At 73.2% G+C, this 14,668-nt stretch carries 16 protein-coding genes; 12 read left to right on the top strand and 4 right to left on the bottom strand.

Annotated features, from left to right (window positions below):
* Window position 1 precedes the first annotated feature (1 nt).
* Window positions 2-1,348, bottom strand: a complete 1,347-nt coding sequence (hmgA, locus tag IH25_RS0114125; RefSeq protein WP_051753922.1) for a homogentisate 1,2-dioxygenase — start codon at window positions 1,346-1,348, stop codon at window positions 2-4.
* A gap of 150 nt (window positions 1,349-1,498) precedes the next feature.
* Here hmgA and IH25_RS0114120 point away from each other — a divergent pair, with 150 nt between their 5' ends.
* The 8 genes from IH25_RS0114120 to IH25_RS0114085 all read left to right on the top strand — a co-directional run bounded on the left by IH25_RS0114120 (window position 1,499) and on the right by IH25_RS0114085 (window position 9,889).
* Entirely contained in the window at window positions 1,499-2,050 is a 552-nt protein-coding gene (locus IH25_RS0114120; RefSeq protein WP_030608514.1) for a hypothetical protein, read from the top strand.
* 295 nt (window positions 2,051-2,345) lie between these two features.
* On the top strand, window positions 2,346-2,963 hold the full coding sequence (locus tag IH25_RS0114115; RefSeq protein WP_030608511.1) for a TetR/AcrR family transcriptional regulator: 618 nt from the start codon (window positions 2,346-2,348) through the stop codon (window positions 2,961-2,963).
* Window positions 2,964-3,104: 141 nt separating this feature from the next.
* The gene (locus IH25_RS0114110; RefSeq protein WP_030608509.1) at window positions 3,105-4,484 is read left to right on the top strand and encodes a CitMHS family transporter; all 1,380 of its coding nucleotides are present in this window, start codon (window positions 3,105-3,107) and stop codon (window positions 4,482-4,484) included.
* A gap of 23 nt (window positions 4,485-4,507) precedes the next feature.
* Window positions 4,508-5,746, top strand: a complete 1,239-nt coding sequence (locus IH25_RS0114105; RefSeq protein ID WP_030608507.1) for an MFS transporter — start codon at window positions 4,508-4,510, stop codon at window positions 5,744-5,746.
* 101 nt (window positions 5,747-5,847) lie between these two features.
* Window positions 5,848-6,540 (top strand): hypothetical protein, encoded by a 693-nt coding sequence (locus tag IH25_RS0114100; protein WP_030608506.1) that lies wholly within the window; start codon window positions 5,848-5,850, stop codon window positions 6,538-6,540.
* A complete protein-coding gene (locus IH25_RS0114095) occupies window positions 6,527-7,183 on the top strand; it encodes a class F sortase (protein WP_030608503.1) in 657 nt (218 codons plus the stop codon). The genes IH25_RS0114100 and IH25_RS0114095 overlap by 14 nt, the downstream gene beginning before the upstream one ends.
* A gap of 221 nt (window positions 7,184-7,404) precedes the next feature.
* Window positions 7,405-8,793, top strand: coding sequence for an aldehyde dehydrogenase family protein (locus tag IH25_RS0114090; RefSeq protein ID WP_030608501.1), 1,389 nt, complete (start codon window positions 7,405-7,407; stop codon window positions 8,791-8,793).
* Between the two features lie 13 nt (window positions 8,794-8,806).
* Complete coding sequence (locus IH25_RS0114085) at window positions 8,807-9,889, top strand: Zn-dependent alcohol dehydrogenase (RefSeq protein ID WP_030608499.1); 1,083 nt, start codon at window positions 8,807-8,809, stop codon at window positions 9,887-9,889.
* Between the two features lie 9 nt (window positions 9,890-9,898).
* Here IH25_RS0114085 and IH25_RS0114080 read toward each other — a convergent pair whose 3' ends face one another.
* Together IH25_RS0114080 and IH25_RS0114075 are read right to left on the bottom strand one after the other, a co-directional pair.
* The gene (locus tag IH25_RS0114080; RefSeq protein ID WP_030608498.1) at window positions 9,899-10,612 is read right to left on the bottom strand and encodes an ArsR/SmtB family transcription factor; all 714 of its coding nucleotides are present in this window, start codon (window positions 10,610-10,612) and stop codon (window positions 9,899-9,901) included.
* 43 nt (window positions 10,613-10,655) lie between these two features.
* The gene (locus tag IH25_RS0114075) at window positions 10,656-11,291 is read right to left on the bottom strand and encodes a TetR/AcrR family transcriptional regulator (protein ID WP_030608495.1); all 636 of its coding nucleotides are present in this window, start codon (window positions 11,289-11,291) and stop codon (window positions 10,656-10,658) included.
* A 103-nt stretch (window positions 11,292-11,394) separates the two neighbouring features.
* Between IH25_RS0114075 and IH25_RS0114070 the strand changes: the two genes are divergently transcribed.
* The 3 genes from IH25_RS0114070 to IH25_RS0114060 all read left to right on the top strand — a co-directional run bounded on the left by IH25_RS0114070 (window position 11,395) and on the right by IH25_RS0114060 (window position 13,589).
* Window positions 11,395-12,546, top strand: coding sequence for an acyl-CoA dehydrogenase family protein (locus IH25_RS0114070; RefSeq protein ID WP_030608493.1), 1,152 nt, complete (start codon window positions 11,395-11,397; stop codon window positions 12,544-12,546).
* 58 nt (window positions 12,547-12,604) lie between these two features.
* Window positions 12,605-12,892 (top strand): YiaA/YiaB family inner membrane protein, encoded by a 288-nt coding sequence (locus IH25_RS0114065; protein ID WP_030608491.1) that lies wholly within the window; start codon window positions 12,605-12,607, stop codon window positions 12,890-12,892.
* Window positions 12,893-12,965: 73 nt separating this feature from the next.
* Entirely contained in the window at window positions 12,966-13,589 is a 624-nt protein-coding gene (locus IH25_RS0114060; RefSeq protein WP_030608488.1) for a TetR/AcrR family transcriptional regulator, read from the top strand.
* A gap of 45 nt (window positions 13,590-13,634) precedes the next feature.
* On the opposite strand, the gene IH25_RS0114055 is transcribed toward IH25_RS0114060, so the two are convergent.
* On the bottom strand, window positions 13,635-14,096 hold the full coding sequence (locus tag IH25_RS0114055; protein WP_030608485.1) for a MaoC family dehydratase: 462 nt from the start codon (window positions 14,094-14,096) through the stop codon (window positions 13,635-13,637).
* Window positions 14,097-14,209: 113 nt separating this feature from the next.
* Between IH25_RS0114055 and soxR the strand changes: the two genes are divergently transcribed.
* On the top strand, window positions 14,210-14,668 hold the full coding sequence (soxR, locus tag IH25_RS0114050) for a redox-sensitive transcriptional activator SoxR (RefSeq protein WP_030608482.1): 459 nt from the start codon (window positions 14,210-14,212) through the stop codon (window positions 14,666-14,668).

Raw genomic sequence — 14,668 nt, 5'->3', positions numbered from 1 at the left:
GTCACCCCCGGAAGTGCCGCTGGAGTCCTTGCCACACATCGTCGTAGCGCTGCTGGAGGTGGTCCGCCCCGGCCGCCTGCGGGGTGAGGGTCACCGGCCAGCGGGTCTCGAACATGAAGGCCAGCCCGTCGTCGATCTTGTGCGGCCGCAGCTCGGCCGCGCTCGCCCGGTCGAACGTCTCCCGGTCCGGTCCGTGTGCCGACATCATGTTGTGCAGCGAGCCGCCGCCGGGCACGAAGCCCTCCGCCTTGGCGTCGTAGGCGCCCTCGATCAGGCCCATGTACTCGCTCATCACGTTCCGGTGGAAGTACGGCGGCCGGAAGGTGTCCTCGCCCACCAGCCAGCGCGGCGCGAAGACCACGAAGTCCACGCCGGCCAGGCCCGGGGTGTCCGACGGGGAGGTCAGCACCGTGAAGATCGACGGGTCCGGGTGGTCGTAGGAGATGGTGCCGATCACATTGAACCGGCGCAGGTCATAGACGTACGGCACATGGTTGCCGTGCCAGGCGACCACATCCAGGGGGCTGTGGTCGTAGGTGGCCGTCCACAGGTTGCCGCAGAACTTGTTCACCACCTCCACCGGGCCCTCGACCTCCTCGTACGCGGCGACCGGCGCCTGGAAGTCCCGGGGGTTGGCGAGGCCGTTGGCGCCGATGGGGCCGAGGTCGGGCAGCCGGAACGGTGCCCCGTAGTTCTCGCACACATAGCCGCGCGCGGAGTCGTCCAGCAGCTCCACACGGAAGCGCACCCCACGGGGGATCAGCGCCACATGGGCCGGTTCCACATGCAGCCGGCCGAACTCGGTGTGCAGCAGCAGCCCGCCGCGCTCCGGCACGATCAGCAGCTCCCCGTCGGCGTCGGAGAAGACGCGCTCCATCGAGGAGTCGGCGTGGTACAGGTGCACGGCCATGCCCGTGCGCTGCGTGGCGTCGCCGTTGCCGCCCAGCGTCCACAGACCGCCGAGGAAGTCGGTGCCGGCCGGGGGCTCCGGCAGCGGGTTCCAGCGCAGCCGGTTGGGGTCGGGCACCGCCTCGGTGAAGGGGGCCGTGCGCAGCGCGCCGTTGCCGGTGCGGGTGAACGGCGGGTGGGCGGCCGAGGGGCGGATGCGGTAGAGCCACGAGCGCCGGTTGTGCGCGCGCGGCTCGGTGAACGCCGTACCGCTCAGCTGCTCCGCGTACAGGCCGAGCGGTGCGCGCTGGGGCGAGTTGCGGCCCTCGGGCAGGGCGCCCGGTACCGCCTCCGAGGCGTGTTCATTGCCGAACCCGGTCAGGTACGACAGCCCCTCGGCGGCCTTCCGTGCTTCCCCGCGCTCGAACACGCTCGCGCGGGAAGTGCCCCCATCGCTCATGGTCGCTCCTTGTGCTCCGATTCCTATGCGACACCGTAGGAATGAGCGGGGGTGCGCGCAAGAGGGTTCCCGGTCCTCCCTCCGAGGTAGGGCGCGAACCAGACCTGAGGCGGATCCGGGGCACCAGGGCGCTGTTCTACGCTCCGGATCATGTCGTGGAAGAAGTGGACGCGCGGGCGGCTCACCGCGCTCGTGGTGTGCGTCCTGCTGCCGTGGGGAGCGGCGGCCTGCGCAACCGGTGAGGCGCACGAGGGCTCGCCCTCCCCCGTGGGTTCCGTGCTGGACAGCACCGACGAGACGGGCCGCAACCTGCGCGAGGTGCCCGCGAGGAACGCGCCCGCCGTCGCCGTCGAGGTCACCCCGGACGCGGCCGGCGGCTGGGACGTCCGGCTGCGCCTGCGGCACTTCCGCTGCTCCGCGCCCGGCACCCGGCCGGCCGCCGCCCTCGGGCGCGGGCTCGTCCAGCTCTACGTCGACGGCCGCCCGGTCGCCCGGCTGCACACCCCCGCCTACCACCTGGCCGCCGACCGGGTTCCGCACGGCACCCACCAGCTCACGGCCCGGCTCTACGCCGACGACGGCACGGTGTGGGCGGTCAACGGCAAGCCGATCGAGAACACCGCCGACATCACGGTCTCCGACGCGGAGACGCGCACCCACCGCCCGCAGGACGGAACGACGCCCGCGACGCCGGACGCGTGAGCCTGCCGGAGGGGCGAGGGGCGAGGGGGTGCGCGAGCGCGCGGCGGCGGGGGTGGGGGCGCGTAGGAGGACGGGGGCGCGTACGAGGACGGGGCGCCCATGAGGACGGGGGCCGGCCGCGCCGCTCCGGAGAGGGCGGCCGGCTCGGTGGGGGAGCGCCGGTTGTCCGGCCGCCGGGCCCCGTGACGCACCGGACGAGCGCCGTCCCCGTATCCGCTCGCGTCGGCGGATGAGTGCCGGGGCCATCCTCTCCGTACTCTGAGGAAGGTTTACCTAACTCCGGCGGAAAGGCATCATGAAGCCCGTGCCCCACGCGACATCGCTCCGTCGCGCGCCCGTCCAGCGGCGCAGCGCCGAGCGGCTCACCCGGATCCTCGACGCCTGCGCCGGCCTGCTCGACGAGGTCGGCTACGACGCCCTGAGCACCCGTGCCGTCGCCCAGCGCGCCGGCGTCCCGATCGGCTCGGTCTACCGGTTCTTCGGCAACAAGCGGGAGATGGCCGACGCCCTCGCCCAGCGCAACCTGGAGCGGTACGTCGAGCGCGTCGGCGAGCGGCTGGACCGGGCCCGCACCGGCGACTGGCGGGCCGCCATGGACGCCGTACTGGACGAGTACCTCGCCATGAAGCGCACCGCGCCCGGCTTCTCGCTGGTCGACTTCGGCAACCAGATCCCGGTCGGCTCCCGCCACGACGAGCCCAACACCCGCGTCTCCGACCGGCTCACCGAACTGCTCGCCGGCTACCTCGGCCGCACTCCCGACCCGGATCTGCGGCGGGTCTTCCTGGTCGCCGTGGAGAGCGCCGACACCCTCGTGCACCTCGCCTTCCGGATCGACCCGCAGGGGGACGAGGCGATCATCACCGAGACCCGGGAGCTGCTGCGGGCCTACCTGGCACGCGTACTCGACTGAACGGCCCCGCGTCTGACCTGGACTTTTGCGCTTATTGCTCGCACGTCAACATCTTGTTAACGCCGGTTGAACGGACCTAACGTCATCGCACCGCCGACCCCCAGGTGGGATGTTCAAGGGCGAACGTTAGGTATCCATTTCATGCTGACCATCCTCGGCTTCGCCATGATCGCGACCTTCCTGGTCCTGATCATGCTGAAGAAGATGTCGCCGATCGCGGCGCTCGTGCTCGTCCCCGCGCTGTTCTGCGTGTTCGTGGGCAAGGGCGGCAAACTCGGTGACTACGTCATCGACGGCGTCACCAGCCTCGCCCCCACCGCGGCGATGCTCATGTTCGCGATCGTCTACTTCGGTGTGATGATCGACGTCGGCCTCTTCGACCCGGTCGTGCGGGGCATCCTGAGGTTCTGCAAGGCCGACCCGCTGCGGATCGTGGTCGGCACGGCGGTCCTCGCCGCGATCGTCTCCCTGGACGGCGACGGCTCCACCACCTTCATGATCACCGTCTCGGCGATGTACCCGCTCTACAAGCGGCTGAAGATGTCCCTGGTCGTGATGACCGGCGTCGCCGCCATGGCCAACGGTGTGATGAACACGCTCCCCTGGGGCGGCCCCACCGCCCGCGCCGCCACCGCGCTGAAGGTGGACGCGAGCGACATCTTCGTCCCGATGATCCCGGCCCTCGCCGTGGGCCTGCTGTTCGTCCTCGTCCTCGCCTACGTCCTCGGCCGCCGCGAGCGCGGGCGGCTCGGCGTGCTCACGCTGGACGAGGTGCGGGTGGAGGAGAGCGAGACGGTGCTGGTCGGTGCCGCCTCCGGCGCGAAGGCTGGTGGTTCCGGCGGCGGCGCCGACCTGCCCGAGGAGCCCGCCGAGGACGGCCTCCAGGGCCTGGACCCGGACCGCCCCACCCTGCGCCCGAAGCTGTACTGGTTCAACGCGCTGCTCACGGTCGTCCTGCTCACCGCCATGATCATGGAGTGGCTGCCGATCCCGGTGCTGTTCCTGCTCGGCGCCGCCCTCGCGCTGACCGTCAACTTCCCGCACATGCCGGACCAGAAGGCCCGGATCGCCGCGCACGCGGAGAACGTCCTCAACGTCTCCGGCATGGTGTTCGCCGCCGCCGTCTTCACCGGCGTCCTCCAGGGCACCGGCATGGTCGACCACATGGCGAACTGGCTGGTCGGAAACATCCCCGACGGCATGGGCCCGCACATGGCCCTGGTCACCGGCGTGCTGAGCGTCCCGCTCACCTACTTCATGTCCAACGACGGCTTCTACTTCGGCGTCCTGCCGGTGCTCGCCGAGGCGGGCCACGCGCACGGCGTCTCCTCGCTGGAGATCGCCCGCGCCTCGATCGCCGGCCAGCCGCTGCACATGTCCAGCCCGCTCGTCCCGGCCGTCTACGTCCTGGTCGGCATGGCCAAGGTGGAGTTCGGCGACCACACCCGGTTCGTGGTGAAGTGGGCCGCGCTCACCTCGCTGGTGGTGCTCGGCTCGGCGCTCCTGTTCGGCATCGTCTGATCACCCGGGGAAGGACCGTACCCATGGCGCCCGGTGGACACCGCGGCTGGCTGCTCCGCCTCGTCATCGCCTTCGGCTGCGCGCAGGGGGCGGTGTCCATGGCCCGCCCCGCCGTCTCCTACCGGGCCCTCGCGCTGGGCGCCGACGAACGGGCGGTCGGCGTCATCGCCGGCGTCTACGCGCTGCTGCCGCTGTTCGCGGCCGTCCCGCTCGGCCGCCGCACCGACCACGGCCGCTGCGCGCCCCTGCTGCCCGCGGGCGTGGTCCTCATCGCGGGCGGCTGCGCCCTGAGCGGACTGGCCGGCTCCCTGTGGGCGATGGCCCTGTGGAGCGGGGTGATGGGCCTCGGCCACCTGTGCTTCGTGATCGGCGCCCAGTCGCTGGTGGCCCGCCAGTCCGCGCCGCGGGAACAGGACCGCAACTTCGGCCACTTCACCATCGGCGCCTCCCTCGGCCAGCTCGTCGGCCCGCTCGCCGCGGGCGCCCTCGTCGGCGGCCCCGACCTGGCGCACAGCAGCGCGCTCGCCCTCGTCACGGCGGGCGCGGGCGCCGCCGTCGCGTTCACCGCGCTGTGGCGGATCGAGGACCGTACGGCCGGCCCGGCGCGCGCGCCGCGCGGCGCCCGGGTGCCGGTCGCGGCCATCCTGCGCGCCCGGGGCGTGCCCGCGGGCATGCTGATCAGCCTCTCGGTGCTGTCCGCGACCGACATCCTCACCGCCTACCTGCCGGTGGTCGGCGAGCACCGGGGCATCGCCCCCGCGGTGATCGGCGTCCTGCTCGCCCTGCGGGCCGGCGCCACCATCGCCTGCCGGCTCGTCCTCACCCCGCTGCTGCGGCTGCTCGGCAGGACCGCGCTGCTCACCGGGACCTGTCTGCTGGCGGCCCTGCTGTGCGCGGGGGTCGCGCTGCCGGTGCCGGTGTGGGCGCTCGGCGTGATGCTCGCGCTGCTCGGCTTCTGCCTGGGCGTGGGCCAGCCGCTGTCGATGACGACGGTGGTGCAGGCGGCGCCCGAGGAGGCCCGCTCCACCGCGCTCGCCCTGCGGCTGACCGGCAACCGGCTGGGCCAGGTCGCCGCCCCGGCCGCCGCGGGCCTGGTCGCCGGGCTGGCGGGGGTGGCGGCGCCGTTCCTGATGCTGGGCGGGCTGCTGCTGGCCTCCTCCGGGGTGGCGCTGCGCTCGGCCGGGCGGCCCCGGGAGGGGGCCGGACGGGTGGCGCGCAAGCGGCGCGAGGGCCGGGGACTGCGCCGCACGAGCGATATCTGACGGCGTGCCCGGCGCCGTTGCCGGGCCTCGCGCGGGCCATGGGGCAGTGTCCTGGCGAAAGAGCGATTTGTATGAAAATCGTCTGAACCGGAGGATTGCGCATGCCCACCCTGACACTCCCCCGTGCAGTCGGCTCCCGCGCGGGCGCCACCGTCGTCCTCACCGCCCTCGCCGCGGCGGGTGCGTCGTGGGTGGCGGCGCCGAACGCGGCGGCCCAGGGGGAGAACGGCGACATCAGGATCCACAACGCCCGCTCGACCAACCCCCCCTCGTTCATCGGCTCGGCCAAGGACGACCCGGTGGTCTGCAAGTTCTTCCTGGAGGCCGTCAACTTCGACACCCTGACCAGCATCGCGTACACGATCACGCCCCAGCCCCCGCTGCCCACCGCCGCCACCGTGACCGGGATCATCCAGCTGGCCGGCGGCGCCGGGCACACCGACCCGCTGGGGCTGGCCGACGGACAGTACAAGATCAGCTGGACGGTGGGGGCGCCCCCGGCCCTGAAGGAGAAGGTCTTCCGCGTCAACTGCCACGACGGCAAGGTGGAGGGCGCGCCCGGCGGCCAGATCGAGGACCACCAGCAGCACGACGGGGAGCACCAGGACAACGGGTCTTGGGGCCAGAACGACCACGACGGCCCCAAGGGCGGTGTGCACGCGGGCGGCGGCGGCCTCATCGACACGGCCGCCGCGTACTCCCCGGTGGCCGCCGCGGCGGCCGTGGGCCTGGTCGCGGTCAGCGCCGCCGTGTACGTCCGGCTGATCCGCCGCCGGCCCCATGGCGCCGCGTAGACGGCGCAGGCCCTGGTACCGGACCCGCGCCTACCGCCTCGCACGTACGGCCGTGCTGGTGACCGTCCTGGTGACGGTCGGCTCGCGCTGCACGGGACAGGACGGACCGGCCACGGCCGGCCGGGCGGGCGGCGCGGACGAGGCGGCGGCCCCGGCCGCCCCGCCCGCCCCGCCGCCCCGCCCGCTGCCCCGGTCCCGGCCGACCTCCTTCCGCGTGCCCTCCCTGGGGATCGACGCCCCGATCGTGCCGCTGCGCCTGGACGCCCACCGGGAACTGGAGACGCCGCCGGTGGACCAGGCCCGGCTGGTCGGCTGGTACGAGGGCGGCCCCACGCCGGGCGAGGCGGGCACCGCGGTCGCCGTCGGCCACCGCGACACCCGCAGCGGACCCGCGGTGTTCGCCGGGCTCGCCTCGGTGAAACCGGGCAAGGCGGTCGAGGTGCGGCGGGCGGACGGACGCACCGCCGTCTACTCCGTGGACCGGGTGAAGGTCTACGACAAGGCGGGCTTCCCCGACCGGGAGGTCTACGGCGCGACCGGGCGCCCGGAGCTGCGGATCATGACCTGCGGCGGCCTGTTCAGCCGGCGCACCGGCTACACCAGCAACGTGGTGGTCTTCGCCCATCTGACCGCGGCGAAGTGACCGGCAACCGGTGAAGCGGACCGGCAACCGGTGAAGCGGCATCAAGCCAACCGGTGTCCAGCGAGCGGCGGCCCGGTCGTGCGGCGGACGCGGCGTCCGCGCCGGCCGGGCCGTCCGCGATGATGTCCCGGTGGGCCCGTGGCCCGGGAATGTCTGGCGCGCCAAAACTATCACCGCTAGTTTGTGTGCCGGACGACGTGGACCCGCCGGGAGGACACAGCATGAAGGCACATGACGCCCTGTACATCGACGGCGCCTGGCGCCCCGCCGAGAGCGGGGACGTGATCGAGGTCGTCAACCCCGCCGACGAGCAGGTCATCGGCAAGGTCCCGGCGGGCGGCGCTTGGGACGTCGACACCGCCGTACGGGCCGCGCGCGCCGCCCTGCCCGCCTGGGCCGCCACACCCCCGGCCGAACGCGCCGCCCGCCTCGCCGCCCTGCACCAGGCCCTGGCCGCGCGCAAGGACGAGATCGCCGGGACGGTCACCGCCGAACTGGGCTCACCGCCGAAGTTCTCCGAGGCCGTGCACGCGGCCGTGCCCCTCGCGGTCGTCGCCTCCTTCGCCGAACTGGCCGCGCGGCACTCCTTCGAGGAGAAGGTCGGCAACTCAACGGTCCTGCACGAGCCCATCGGCGTGGTCGGCGCGATCACCCCCTGGAACTACCCGCTGCACCAGATCGTCGCCAAGGTCGCCCCGGCCCTCGCCGCCGGCTGCGCGATCGTCCTCAAGCCCGCCGAGGACACCCCGCTCGTGGCCCAGCTGTTCGCCGAGGCGGTGCACGAGGCGGGCGTGCCCGCGGGCGTGTTCAACCTGGTCACCGGCCTCGGCCCGGTCGCCGGGCAGGCCCTCGCCGAACACCCCGGCGTCGACCTGGTCTCCTTCACCGGCTCCACCGCCATCGGCCGGCAGGTCGCCGCGGTGGCCGGCGCCGCCGTGAAGAAGGTCGCCCTGGAACTCGGCGGCAAGTCCGCCAACGTCATCCTGCCGAGCGCCGACCTCGCCCGCGCCGTGAACGTCGGCGTCGCCAACGTGATGTCCAACTCCGGCCAGACGTGCAGCGCCTGGACCCGCATGCTGGTCCACCGCGACCAGTACGCCGAGGCCGTCGAACTGGCCGCCACCGCCGCCGCCAAGTACGGCGACCGGATCGGCCCGGTGGTCAGCGCCAGGCAGCAGGCGCGGGTGCGCGGTTACATCGAGAAGGGCATCGCCGAGGGCGCCCGGCTGGTCGCCGGCGGCCCCGAAGCCCCCCGCGAGCGCGGCTACTTCGTCAGCCCGACCGTCTTCGCCGACGTCACCCCGGAGATGACGATCGCCCAGGAGGAGATCTTCGGCCCGGTCCTGACGATCCTGCGCTACGAGGACGAGGAGGACGCCCTGCGCATCGCCAACGGCACGGTGTACGGCCTCGCGGGCGCCGTCTGGGCCGCCGAGGAGGCCGAGGCGGTGGCCTTCGCGCGCCGCATGGACACCGGGCAGGTCGACATCAACGGCGGCCGGTTCAACCCCCTCGCGCCCTTCGGCGGTTACAAGCAGTCCGGCATCGGCCGGGAACTCGGCAGCCACGGACTCGCCGAGTACCTCCAGACCAAGTCCCTCCAGTTCTGAGGAGTCCGCGACCATGGCCGTACGAGCCGCCGTCCTGCCCGCCGTCGGCGCCCCGCTGGAGATCACCGGCATCGAGCTGCCCGACCCCGGTCCCGGGCAGGTCCGGGTCCGCCTCGCCGCCGCCGGCGTCTGCCACTCCGACCTGTCCCTGTCCAACGGCACCATGCGGGTGCCGGTCCCGGCCGTCCTCGGCCACGAGGGCGCCGGCACGGTGATCGCCGTCGGCGAGGGCGTCACCCATGTCGCGCCCGGCAGCCTCGTGGTGCTCAACTGGGCGCCCGCCTGCGGAAGCTGCCACGCCTGCGGGCTCGGCGAGGTGTGGCTGTGCGCCAACGCGCTCAGCGGCTCCGCCGACGTCTACGCCCGCACCGCCGACGGCACCGAACTGCACCCCGGGCTGAATGTGGCCGCGTTCGCCGAGGAGACGGTGGTCTCCGCGTCCTGTGTGCTGCCGGTGCCGGACGGGGTGGACCCCGTCGACGCCGCCCTCCTGGGCTGCGCGGTGCTCACCGGCTACGGCGCCGTCCACTACTCGGCGGGGGTCCGGCCCGGCGAGACGGTCGCCGTGTTCGGCGTCGGCGGGGTGGGGCTCGCCGCGCTCCAGTCGGCCCGGATCGCGGGCGCGTCCCGGATCGTCGCCGTCGACGTCTCGCCCGCGAAGGAGGAACTGGCCCGCGCGGCCGGCGCGACCGACTACGTCCTCGCCTCCGACACCACGCCCCGCGAGATCCGCGCCCTCACCGGAAAGCAGGGCGTCGACGTGGCCGTGGAGTGCGTGGGCCGCGCGGTCTCCATCCGCGCGGCCTGGGAGTCCACCCGCCGGGGCGGCCGGACCACGGTCGTCGGCATCGGCGGCAAGGACCAGCAGGTCACCTTCAACGCCCTGGAGCTCTTCCACTGGGGCCGCACCCTGTCGGGCTGCGTCTACGGCAACACGGACCCCGCCCGCGACGTGCCGATCCTCGCGGACCACGTCCGGCAGGGCCGCCTCGACCTGTCCACCCTGGTCACCGACCGCATCACCCTGGAGGACATCCCGGCGGCCTTCGACAACATGCTCGCGGGGAAGGGGGGCCGGGCGGTGGTGGTGTTCTGACACCGGTCCTCACCGCAGCGCACCGGACGGGATGCCGAGCAGGTCGGACAGGACCTGCTCGCCCACCGGAGTGATCCGCACGGCCCGCCCGCTGCCCACCCGCTCGCACCACCCCGCCTCCAGCGCCCGCCGGCACAGCGCCGCCCCCGACGCCCCCGCGAGGTGCGGCCGGCGCTCGGTCCAGTCCAGGCACGCGCGGGCCAGCGGGCGGCGCCCGGAGAGGTCGAGCGGGATGCCGGCCGAGGCGAACCACTCCACCCCCGCCTCGGTCAGCGCGAACCCGGTGTCCTGCCGCAGCAGCCCCCGCCCGGTCAGCGCGTCGGTGACCGTGATGCCCAGCCGCCCGGCGAGATGGTCGTAACAGGTGCGCCCCCGGGCCATGGCCGCCCCGGCGCTCGCCTCGCGCAGCCCCCGGGGCGGGCGCCGTACCTCCGCCGGGGACACCTGGGCGGCGAGATCCTCCACCAGCTGCGCCACCCGCGCGCCGGCCAGCCGTACGTACCGGTGCCGCCCCTGCCGCTCCTGGACGAGCAGCCCGCCGGACACCAGCCGGTCCAGGTGCTCGCTCACCGTGGAGGGGGCCACTCCGGCGTGCCGGGCCAGCTCACCGGCCGTCCACGCCCGCCCGTCCAGCAGTGCCAGCAGGCACGCGGCCCGCGTCCGGTCGGCGATCAGCCCGGCCAGCGCGGCGAGGCCGGCGGCCTGTGGGTCCTCGGTACTCATGCCCCCAGCATGGAACACCGGTACTTCGGCGGTCGCCGAAGCGTCACGCCCGTACCCGCTCGTACTGCTGCGCCAGCCCGTCCAGCAGCGCGCCGAGCCCCGCCTCGAAGGCCCGCTCGTCGATCTTCTCCTGCTGCTCGGCGAGCAGATGGGCCTGCCCGAGGTGGGGATAGTCGGCCGGGTCGTACGCGCTCGCGTCGTCCACGAAGCCGCCGGCGAACGAACCGAGCGCCGAGCCCATGATGAAGTACCGCATCAGCGCGCCGATGGAGGTCGCCTGGGCGGGCGGCCAGCCCGCGTCGACCATCGCGCCGTAGACCGCGTCGGCCAGCCGCAGTGCGGCCGGGCGGCGGCCGGGGCCCCGGGCGAGGACCGGGACGATGTTCGGGTGGTCGCGCAGCGCGGCCCGGTAGGAGACGGCCCAGTCGTGCAGCGCGGTCCGCCAGTCCCGGCCGTCCTCGAACATCGACAGGTCGACCTGTGCGCTCACCGAGTCCGCGACGGCCTCCAGGATCTCGTCCTTGGTGCGGAAGTGGTTGTACAGCGAGGGCCCGCTCACTCCCAGCTCGGCGGCCAGGCGCCGGGTGGAGACGGCCGCCAGGCCCTCCCGGTCCACGAGGTCCCGGGCCGTTTCGACGATCCGGTCGGGGCTGAGGAGGGGCTTGCGCGGTCGGGCCATGGCGCACATAGTAGGGCTGCGAGCCGGAAACTAGCAGTGCTAATTTAAATGTACGGCTTTCAAGGGCCGTCGACGGATGCGTTCGGTGTGGGGTGATCTCGTGGTGAATCTGGGGCTCGGCGAGGAGCAGGCGGCCGTACGGCAGCTGGCCCGGGACTTCGTGGAGCGCGAGATCGCCCCGCACGTGGTCGCCTGGGACCGCGCCGAGGAGGTGGACCGGGGCATCGTCAAGAAGCTCGGCGACGTCGGCTTCCTCGGCCTGACCATCGACGAGGAGTACGGCGGCTCGGGCGGCGACCACCTCGCGTACTGCCTGGTCACCGAGGAACTGGGCCGCGGCGACTCCTCCGTGCGCGGCATCGTGTCCGTCTCCCTCGGGCTCGTCGCCAAGACGATCGCCGCCTGGGGCAGCGAGGAGCAGAAGCGGCGCTGGCTGCCCGGGCTCACCGCGGGCGAGTACGTCGGCTGCTTCGGGCTGACCGAGCCCGGCACCGGCTCCGACGCGGGCAGCCTCACCACCCGCGCCGTGCGCGACGGCGACGGGTACGTGGTCAACGGCAGCAAGATGTTCATCACCAACGGCACCTGGGCGGACGTCGTCCTGCTCTTCGCCCGCTCCACCGACGCCCCCGGCCACAAGGGCGTGTCCGCCTTCCTGATCCCCACCGACACGCCCGGCCTGACCCGCCGCACCATCCACGGCAAGCTGGGCCTGCGCGGCCAGGCCACCGCCGAACTGGTCCTCCAGGACGTGCGGGTGCCCGCCTCCGCCATGGTCGGCGCGGAGGGCAAGGGCTTCAACGTCGCCATGTCCGCGCTCGCCAAGGGCCGGATGTCGGTGGCCGCCGGCTGTGTCGGCATAGCCCAGGCCGCACTGGACGCGGCCGTCGCGTACGCGGGGGAGCGCGAGCAGTTCGGCACCCCCATCGCCCACCACCAGCTGGTGCAGGAGCTGCTCAGCGACATCGCCGTGGACGTCGACGCGGCCCGGCTGCTGACCTGGCGGGTCGCCGATCTGATCGACCGCGGCGAGCCGTTCGCCGTGGAGTCCTCCAAGGCCAAGCTGTTCGCCTCCGAGGCCGCCGTCCGCGCCGCGAACAACGCCCTCCAGGTCTTCGGCGGCTACGGCTACATCGACGAGTACCCGGTCGGCAAACTCCTGCGCGACGCCCGCGTGATGACGCTCTACGAGGGCACCAGCCAGATCCAGAAGCTGCTCATCGGACGCGCCCTGACCGGGGTCTCGGCGTTCTGAGTACCACCTGAGTATTCCGGCGGATGTCCCGGACGCCGCGGGCGCCGATGCTGGGGCCATGAACGACGCACCGGTCAGACAGCAGAGCACGACCGCCTTCTACGGCCAGGCCGTGGCCTCCTTCTCGGTCGCCCTGGCGGCCACCGGCATCGGCATCCTCCGGCTGGAGGCGAGTGCCTGGATCCGCGGCTTCCTGGCCATCGCCGTGCTGTACCTCGTCACCTCCGCCTTCACCCTCGCCAAGGTGATCCGCGACCGGCAGGAGGCCGGGCAGCTGGTCAGCCGGGTCGACCAGGCCCGGCTGGAGAAGCTGCTCGCCGAGCACGACCCCTTCGACAAGGTCTGAGCGGCCACGCTAAGCGCCCGCTCACCGTCGGCGGTATGGTGGTGCTCCTGTCACCGAGAGGGGCGAGCGAGCGATGAGTACGGCGGAGGAGACGACCGGCGGCGAAGTGGAGCCGTGGGAAGAGGTCACCCCGGACGCGGCCCGGCGGCTGCTCGTCGCCGCCGTGGAGGCCTTCGCCGAGCGCGGCTACCACGCCACGACGACCCGGGACATCGCGGGCCGCGCCGGCATGAGCCCGGCCGCGCTGTACATCCACTACAAGACCAAGGAAGAGCTGCTCCACCGCATCAGCCGGATCGGCCACGACAAGGCCCTCGGCATCCTGCGCACCGCGGCCCGCCGCGAGGGCACCGCCAAGGAGCGGCTGGCCGACGCGGTCAGCTCCTTCGTCCGCTGGCACGCGGGCCGGCGCACCACCGCGCGGGTCGTGCAGTACGAGCTGGACGCCCTCGGCCCCGACGCCCGCGCGGAGATCGTCGCGCTGCGCCGCCAGGTGGACGCCGAGGTGCGCCGGATCATCGAGGACGGCGTGGCCGCCGGCGAGTTCGACGTCCTGGACGTGCGGGGCACCACGCTCGCCGTGCTGTCGCTGTGCATCGACGTGGCCCGCTGGTTCAACGTGGACGGCCCCCGCACCCCCGAGGAGGTCGGCGCGCTCTACGCCGACCTCGTCCTGCGGATGGTCGGGGCCCGCTGAGCCCCGCGGGGCTACAGGGAGTACGGGGCCACGGGCCGTACGGGCCTACAGGTAGTACCGGGACACCGACTCCGCGACGCACACCGGCTTGTCGCCGCCCTCGCGCTCCACGGTGAAGGCGACCGTCACCTGCACACCGCCGGTGACGTCCGCCACGTCGGTGATCGTCGCGGTGGCGCGCAGCCGGGAGCCGACGGGGACGGGGGAGGGGAAGCGGACCTTGTTCGTCCCGTAGTTGACGCCCATCTTCACGCCCTCCACCCGGATGAGCTGCGGCCCGAAGAGGGGCAGCAGCGACAGGGTGAGATAGCCGTGCGCGATGGTGGTCCCGAACGGCCCGGCGGCGGCCTTCTCCGGGTCCACGTGGATCCACTGGTGGTCGCCGGTCGCCTCGGCGAACAGATCGATCCGCTTCTGGTCGACCTCCAGCCAGTCGGTGTACCCCAGCTGTTCGCCCACGGCCGCCCTCAGCTCGTCGGGGGAGGTGAAGGTCCTCGGTTCTGCCATGTTCCCGGCCTCTCGCTCGCATCTCTAAGCAACTGCTTAGCATGGTCGGGTGGCGGGGCGATGTCAACGGACGCGGGGCCGGTGGGGCCGGGGGTCTCTGTAATCTCTGAGGGGTGCCCCAGCTTCCCGAGAAGATCCACGAGCTGACCGTCGGCCAGTTGTCCGCGCGCAGCGGAGCCGCGGTGTCCGCCCTGCACTTCTACGAGTCCAAAGGCCTGATCTCCAGCCGGCGCACCTCCGGCAACCAGCGCCGGTACACCCGCGACACCCTGCGCCGGGTCGCCTTCATCCGCGCCGCCCAGCGCGTCGGCATCCCCCTGGCCACGATCCGCGAGGCCCTGGGCGAACTGCCGGAGGGGCGCACGCCGACCAGGGAGGACTGGGCGCGGCTGTCGGAGATGTGGCGCTCGGAACTGGAGGAGCGCATCCAGCAGTTGAACCGGCTGCGCGACCAGCTCACCGACTGCATCGGGTGCGGCTGCCTGTCCCTGAAGACCTGTGCCCTGTCCAACCCGGACGACGTCTTCGGCGACCGCCTGACGGGCTCCCGGCTCATGGCGGAACGCCGCTGA

Origin of the sequence: Streptomyces achromogenes subsp. achromogenes, assembly GCF_000720835.1 — a bacterium.
Taxonomy (GTDB): domain Bacteria; phylum Actinomycetota; class Actinomycetes; order Streptomycetales; family Streptomycetaceae; genus Streptomyces; species Streptomyces achromogenes.
The sequence above is the reverse complement of the archived record's forward strand: the minus strand, read 5'-3'. Positions and strand labels throughout refer to the sequence as shown.

What these genes read in the sequence shown, in the direction of transcription:
- IH25_RS0114110 (WP_030608509.1), top strand. Translation starts at nt 3,105, where the DNA reads ATGCTGACCATCCTCGGCTTCGCCATGATCGCGACCTTCCTGGTCCTG.
- hmgA (WP_051753922.1), bottom strand. Translation starts at nt 1,348, where the DNA reads ATGAGCGATGGGGGCACTTCCCGCGCGAGCGTGTTCGAGCGCGGGGAA.
- IH25_RS0114105 (WP_030608507.1), top strand. Translation starts at nt 4,508, where the DNA reads ATGGCGCCCGGTGGACACCGCGGCTGGCTGCTCCGCCTCGTCATCGCC.
- IH25_RS0114075 (WP_030608495.1), bottom strand. Translation starts at nt 11,291, where the DNA reads ATGGCCCGACCGCGCAAGCCCCTCCTCAGCCCCGACCGGATCGTCGAA.
- IH25_RS0114100 (WP_030608506.1), top strand. Translation starts at nt 5,848, where the DNA reads ATGCCCACCCTGACACTCCCCCGTGCAGTCGGCTCCCGCGCGGGCGCC.
- IH25_RS0114090 (WP_030608501.1), top strand. Translation starts at nt 7,405, where the DNA reads ATGAAGGCACATGACGCCCTGTACATCGACGGCGCCTGGCGCCCCGCC.
- IH25_RS0114055 (WP_030608485.1), bottom strand. Translation starts at nt 14,096, where the DNA reads ATGGCAGAACCGAGGACCTTCACCTCCCCCGACGAGCTGAGGGCGGCC.
- IH25_RS0114065 (WP_030608491.1), top strand. Translation starts at nt 12,605, where the DNA reads ATGAACGACGCACCGGTCAGACAGCAGAGCACGACCGCCTTCTACGGC.
- IH25_RS0114115 (WP_030608511.1), top strand. Translation starts at nt 2,346, where the DNA reads ATGAAGCCCGTGCCCCACGCGACATCGCTCCGTCGCGCGCCCGTCCAG.
- IH25_RS0114095 (WP_030608503.1), top strand. Translation starts at nt 6,527, where the DNA reads ATGGCGCCGCGTAGACGGCGCAGGCCCTGGTACCGGACCCGCGCCTAC.
- IH25_RS0114085 (WP_030608499.1), top strand. Translation starts at nt 8,807, where the DNA reads ATGGCCGTACGAGCCGCCGTCCTGCCCGCCGTCGGCGCCCCGCTGGAG.
- IH25_RS0114060 (WP_030608488.1), top strand. Translation starts at nt 12,966, where the DNA reads ATGAGTACGGCGGAGGAGACGACCGGCGGCGAAGTGGAGCCGTGGGAA.
- IH25_RS0114080 (WP_030608498.1), bottom strand. Translation starts at nt 10,612, where the DNA reads ATGAGTACCGAGGACCCACAGGCCGCCGGCCTCGCCGCGCTGGCCGGG.
- IH25_RS0114120 (WP_030608514.1), top strand. Translation starts at nt 1,499, where the DNA reads ATGTCGTGGAAGAAGTGGACGCGCGGGCGGCTCACCGCGCTCGTGGTG.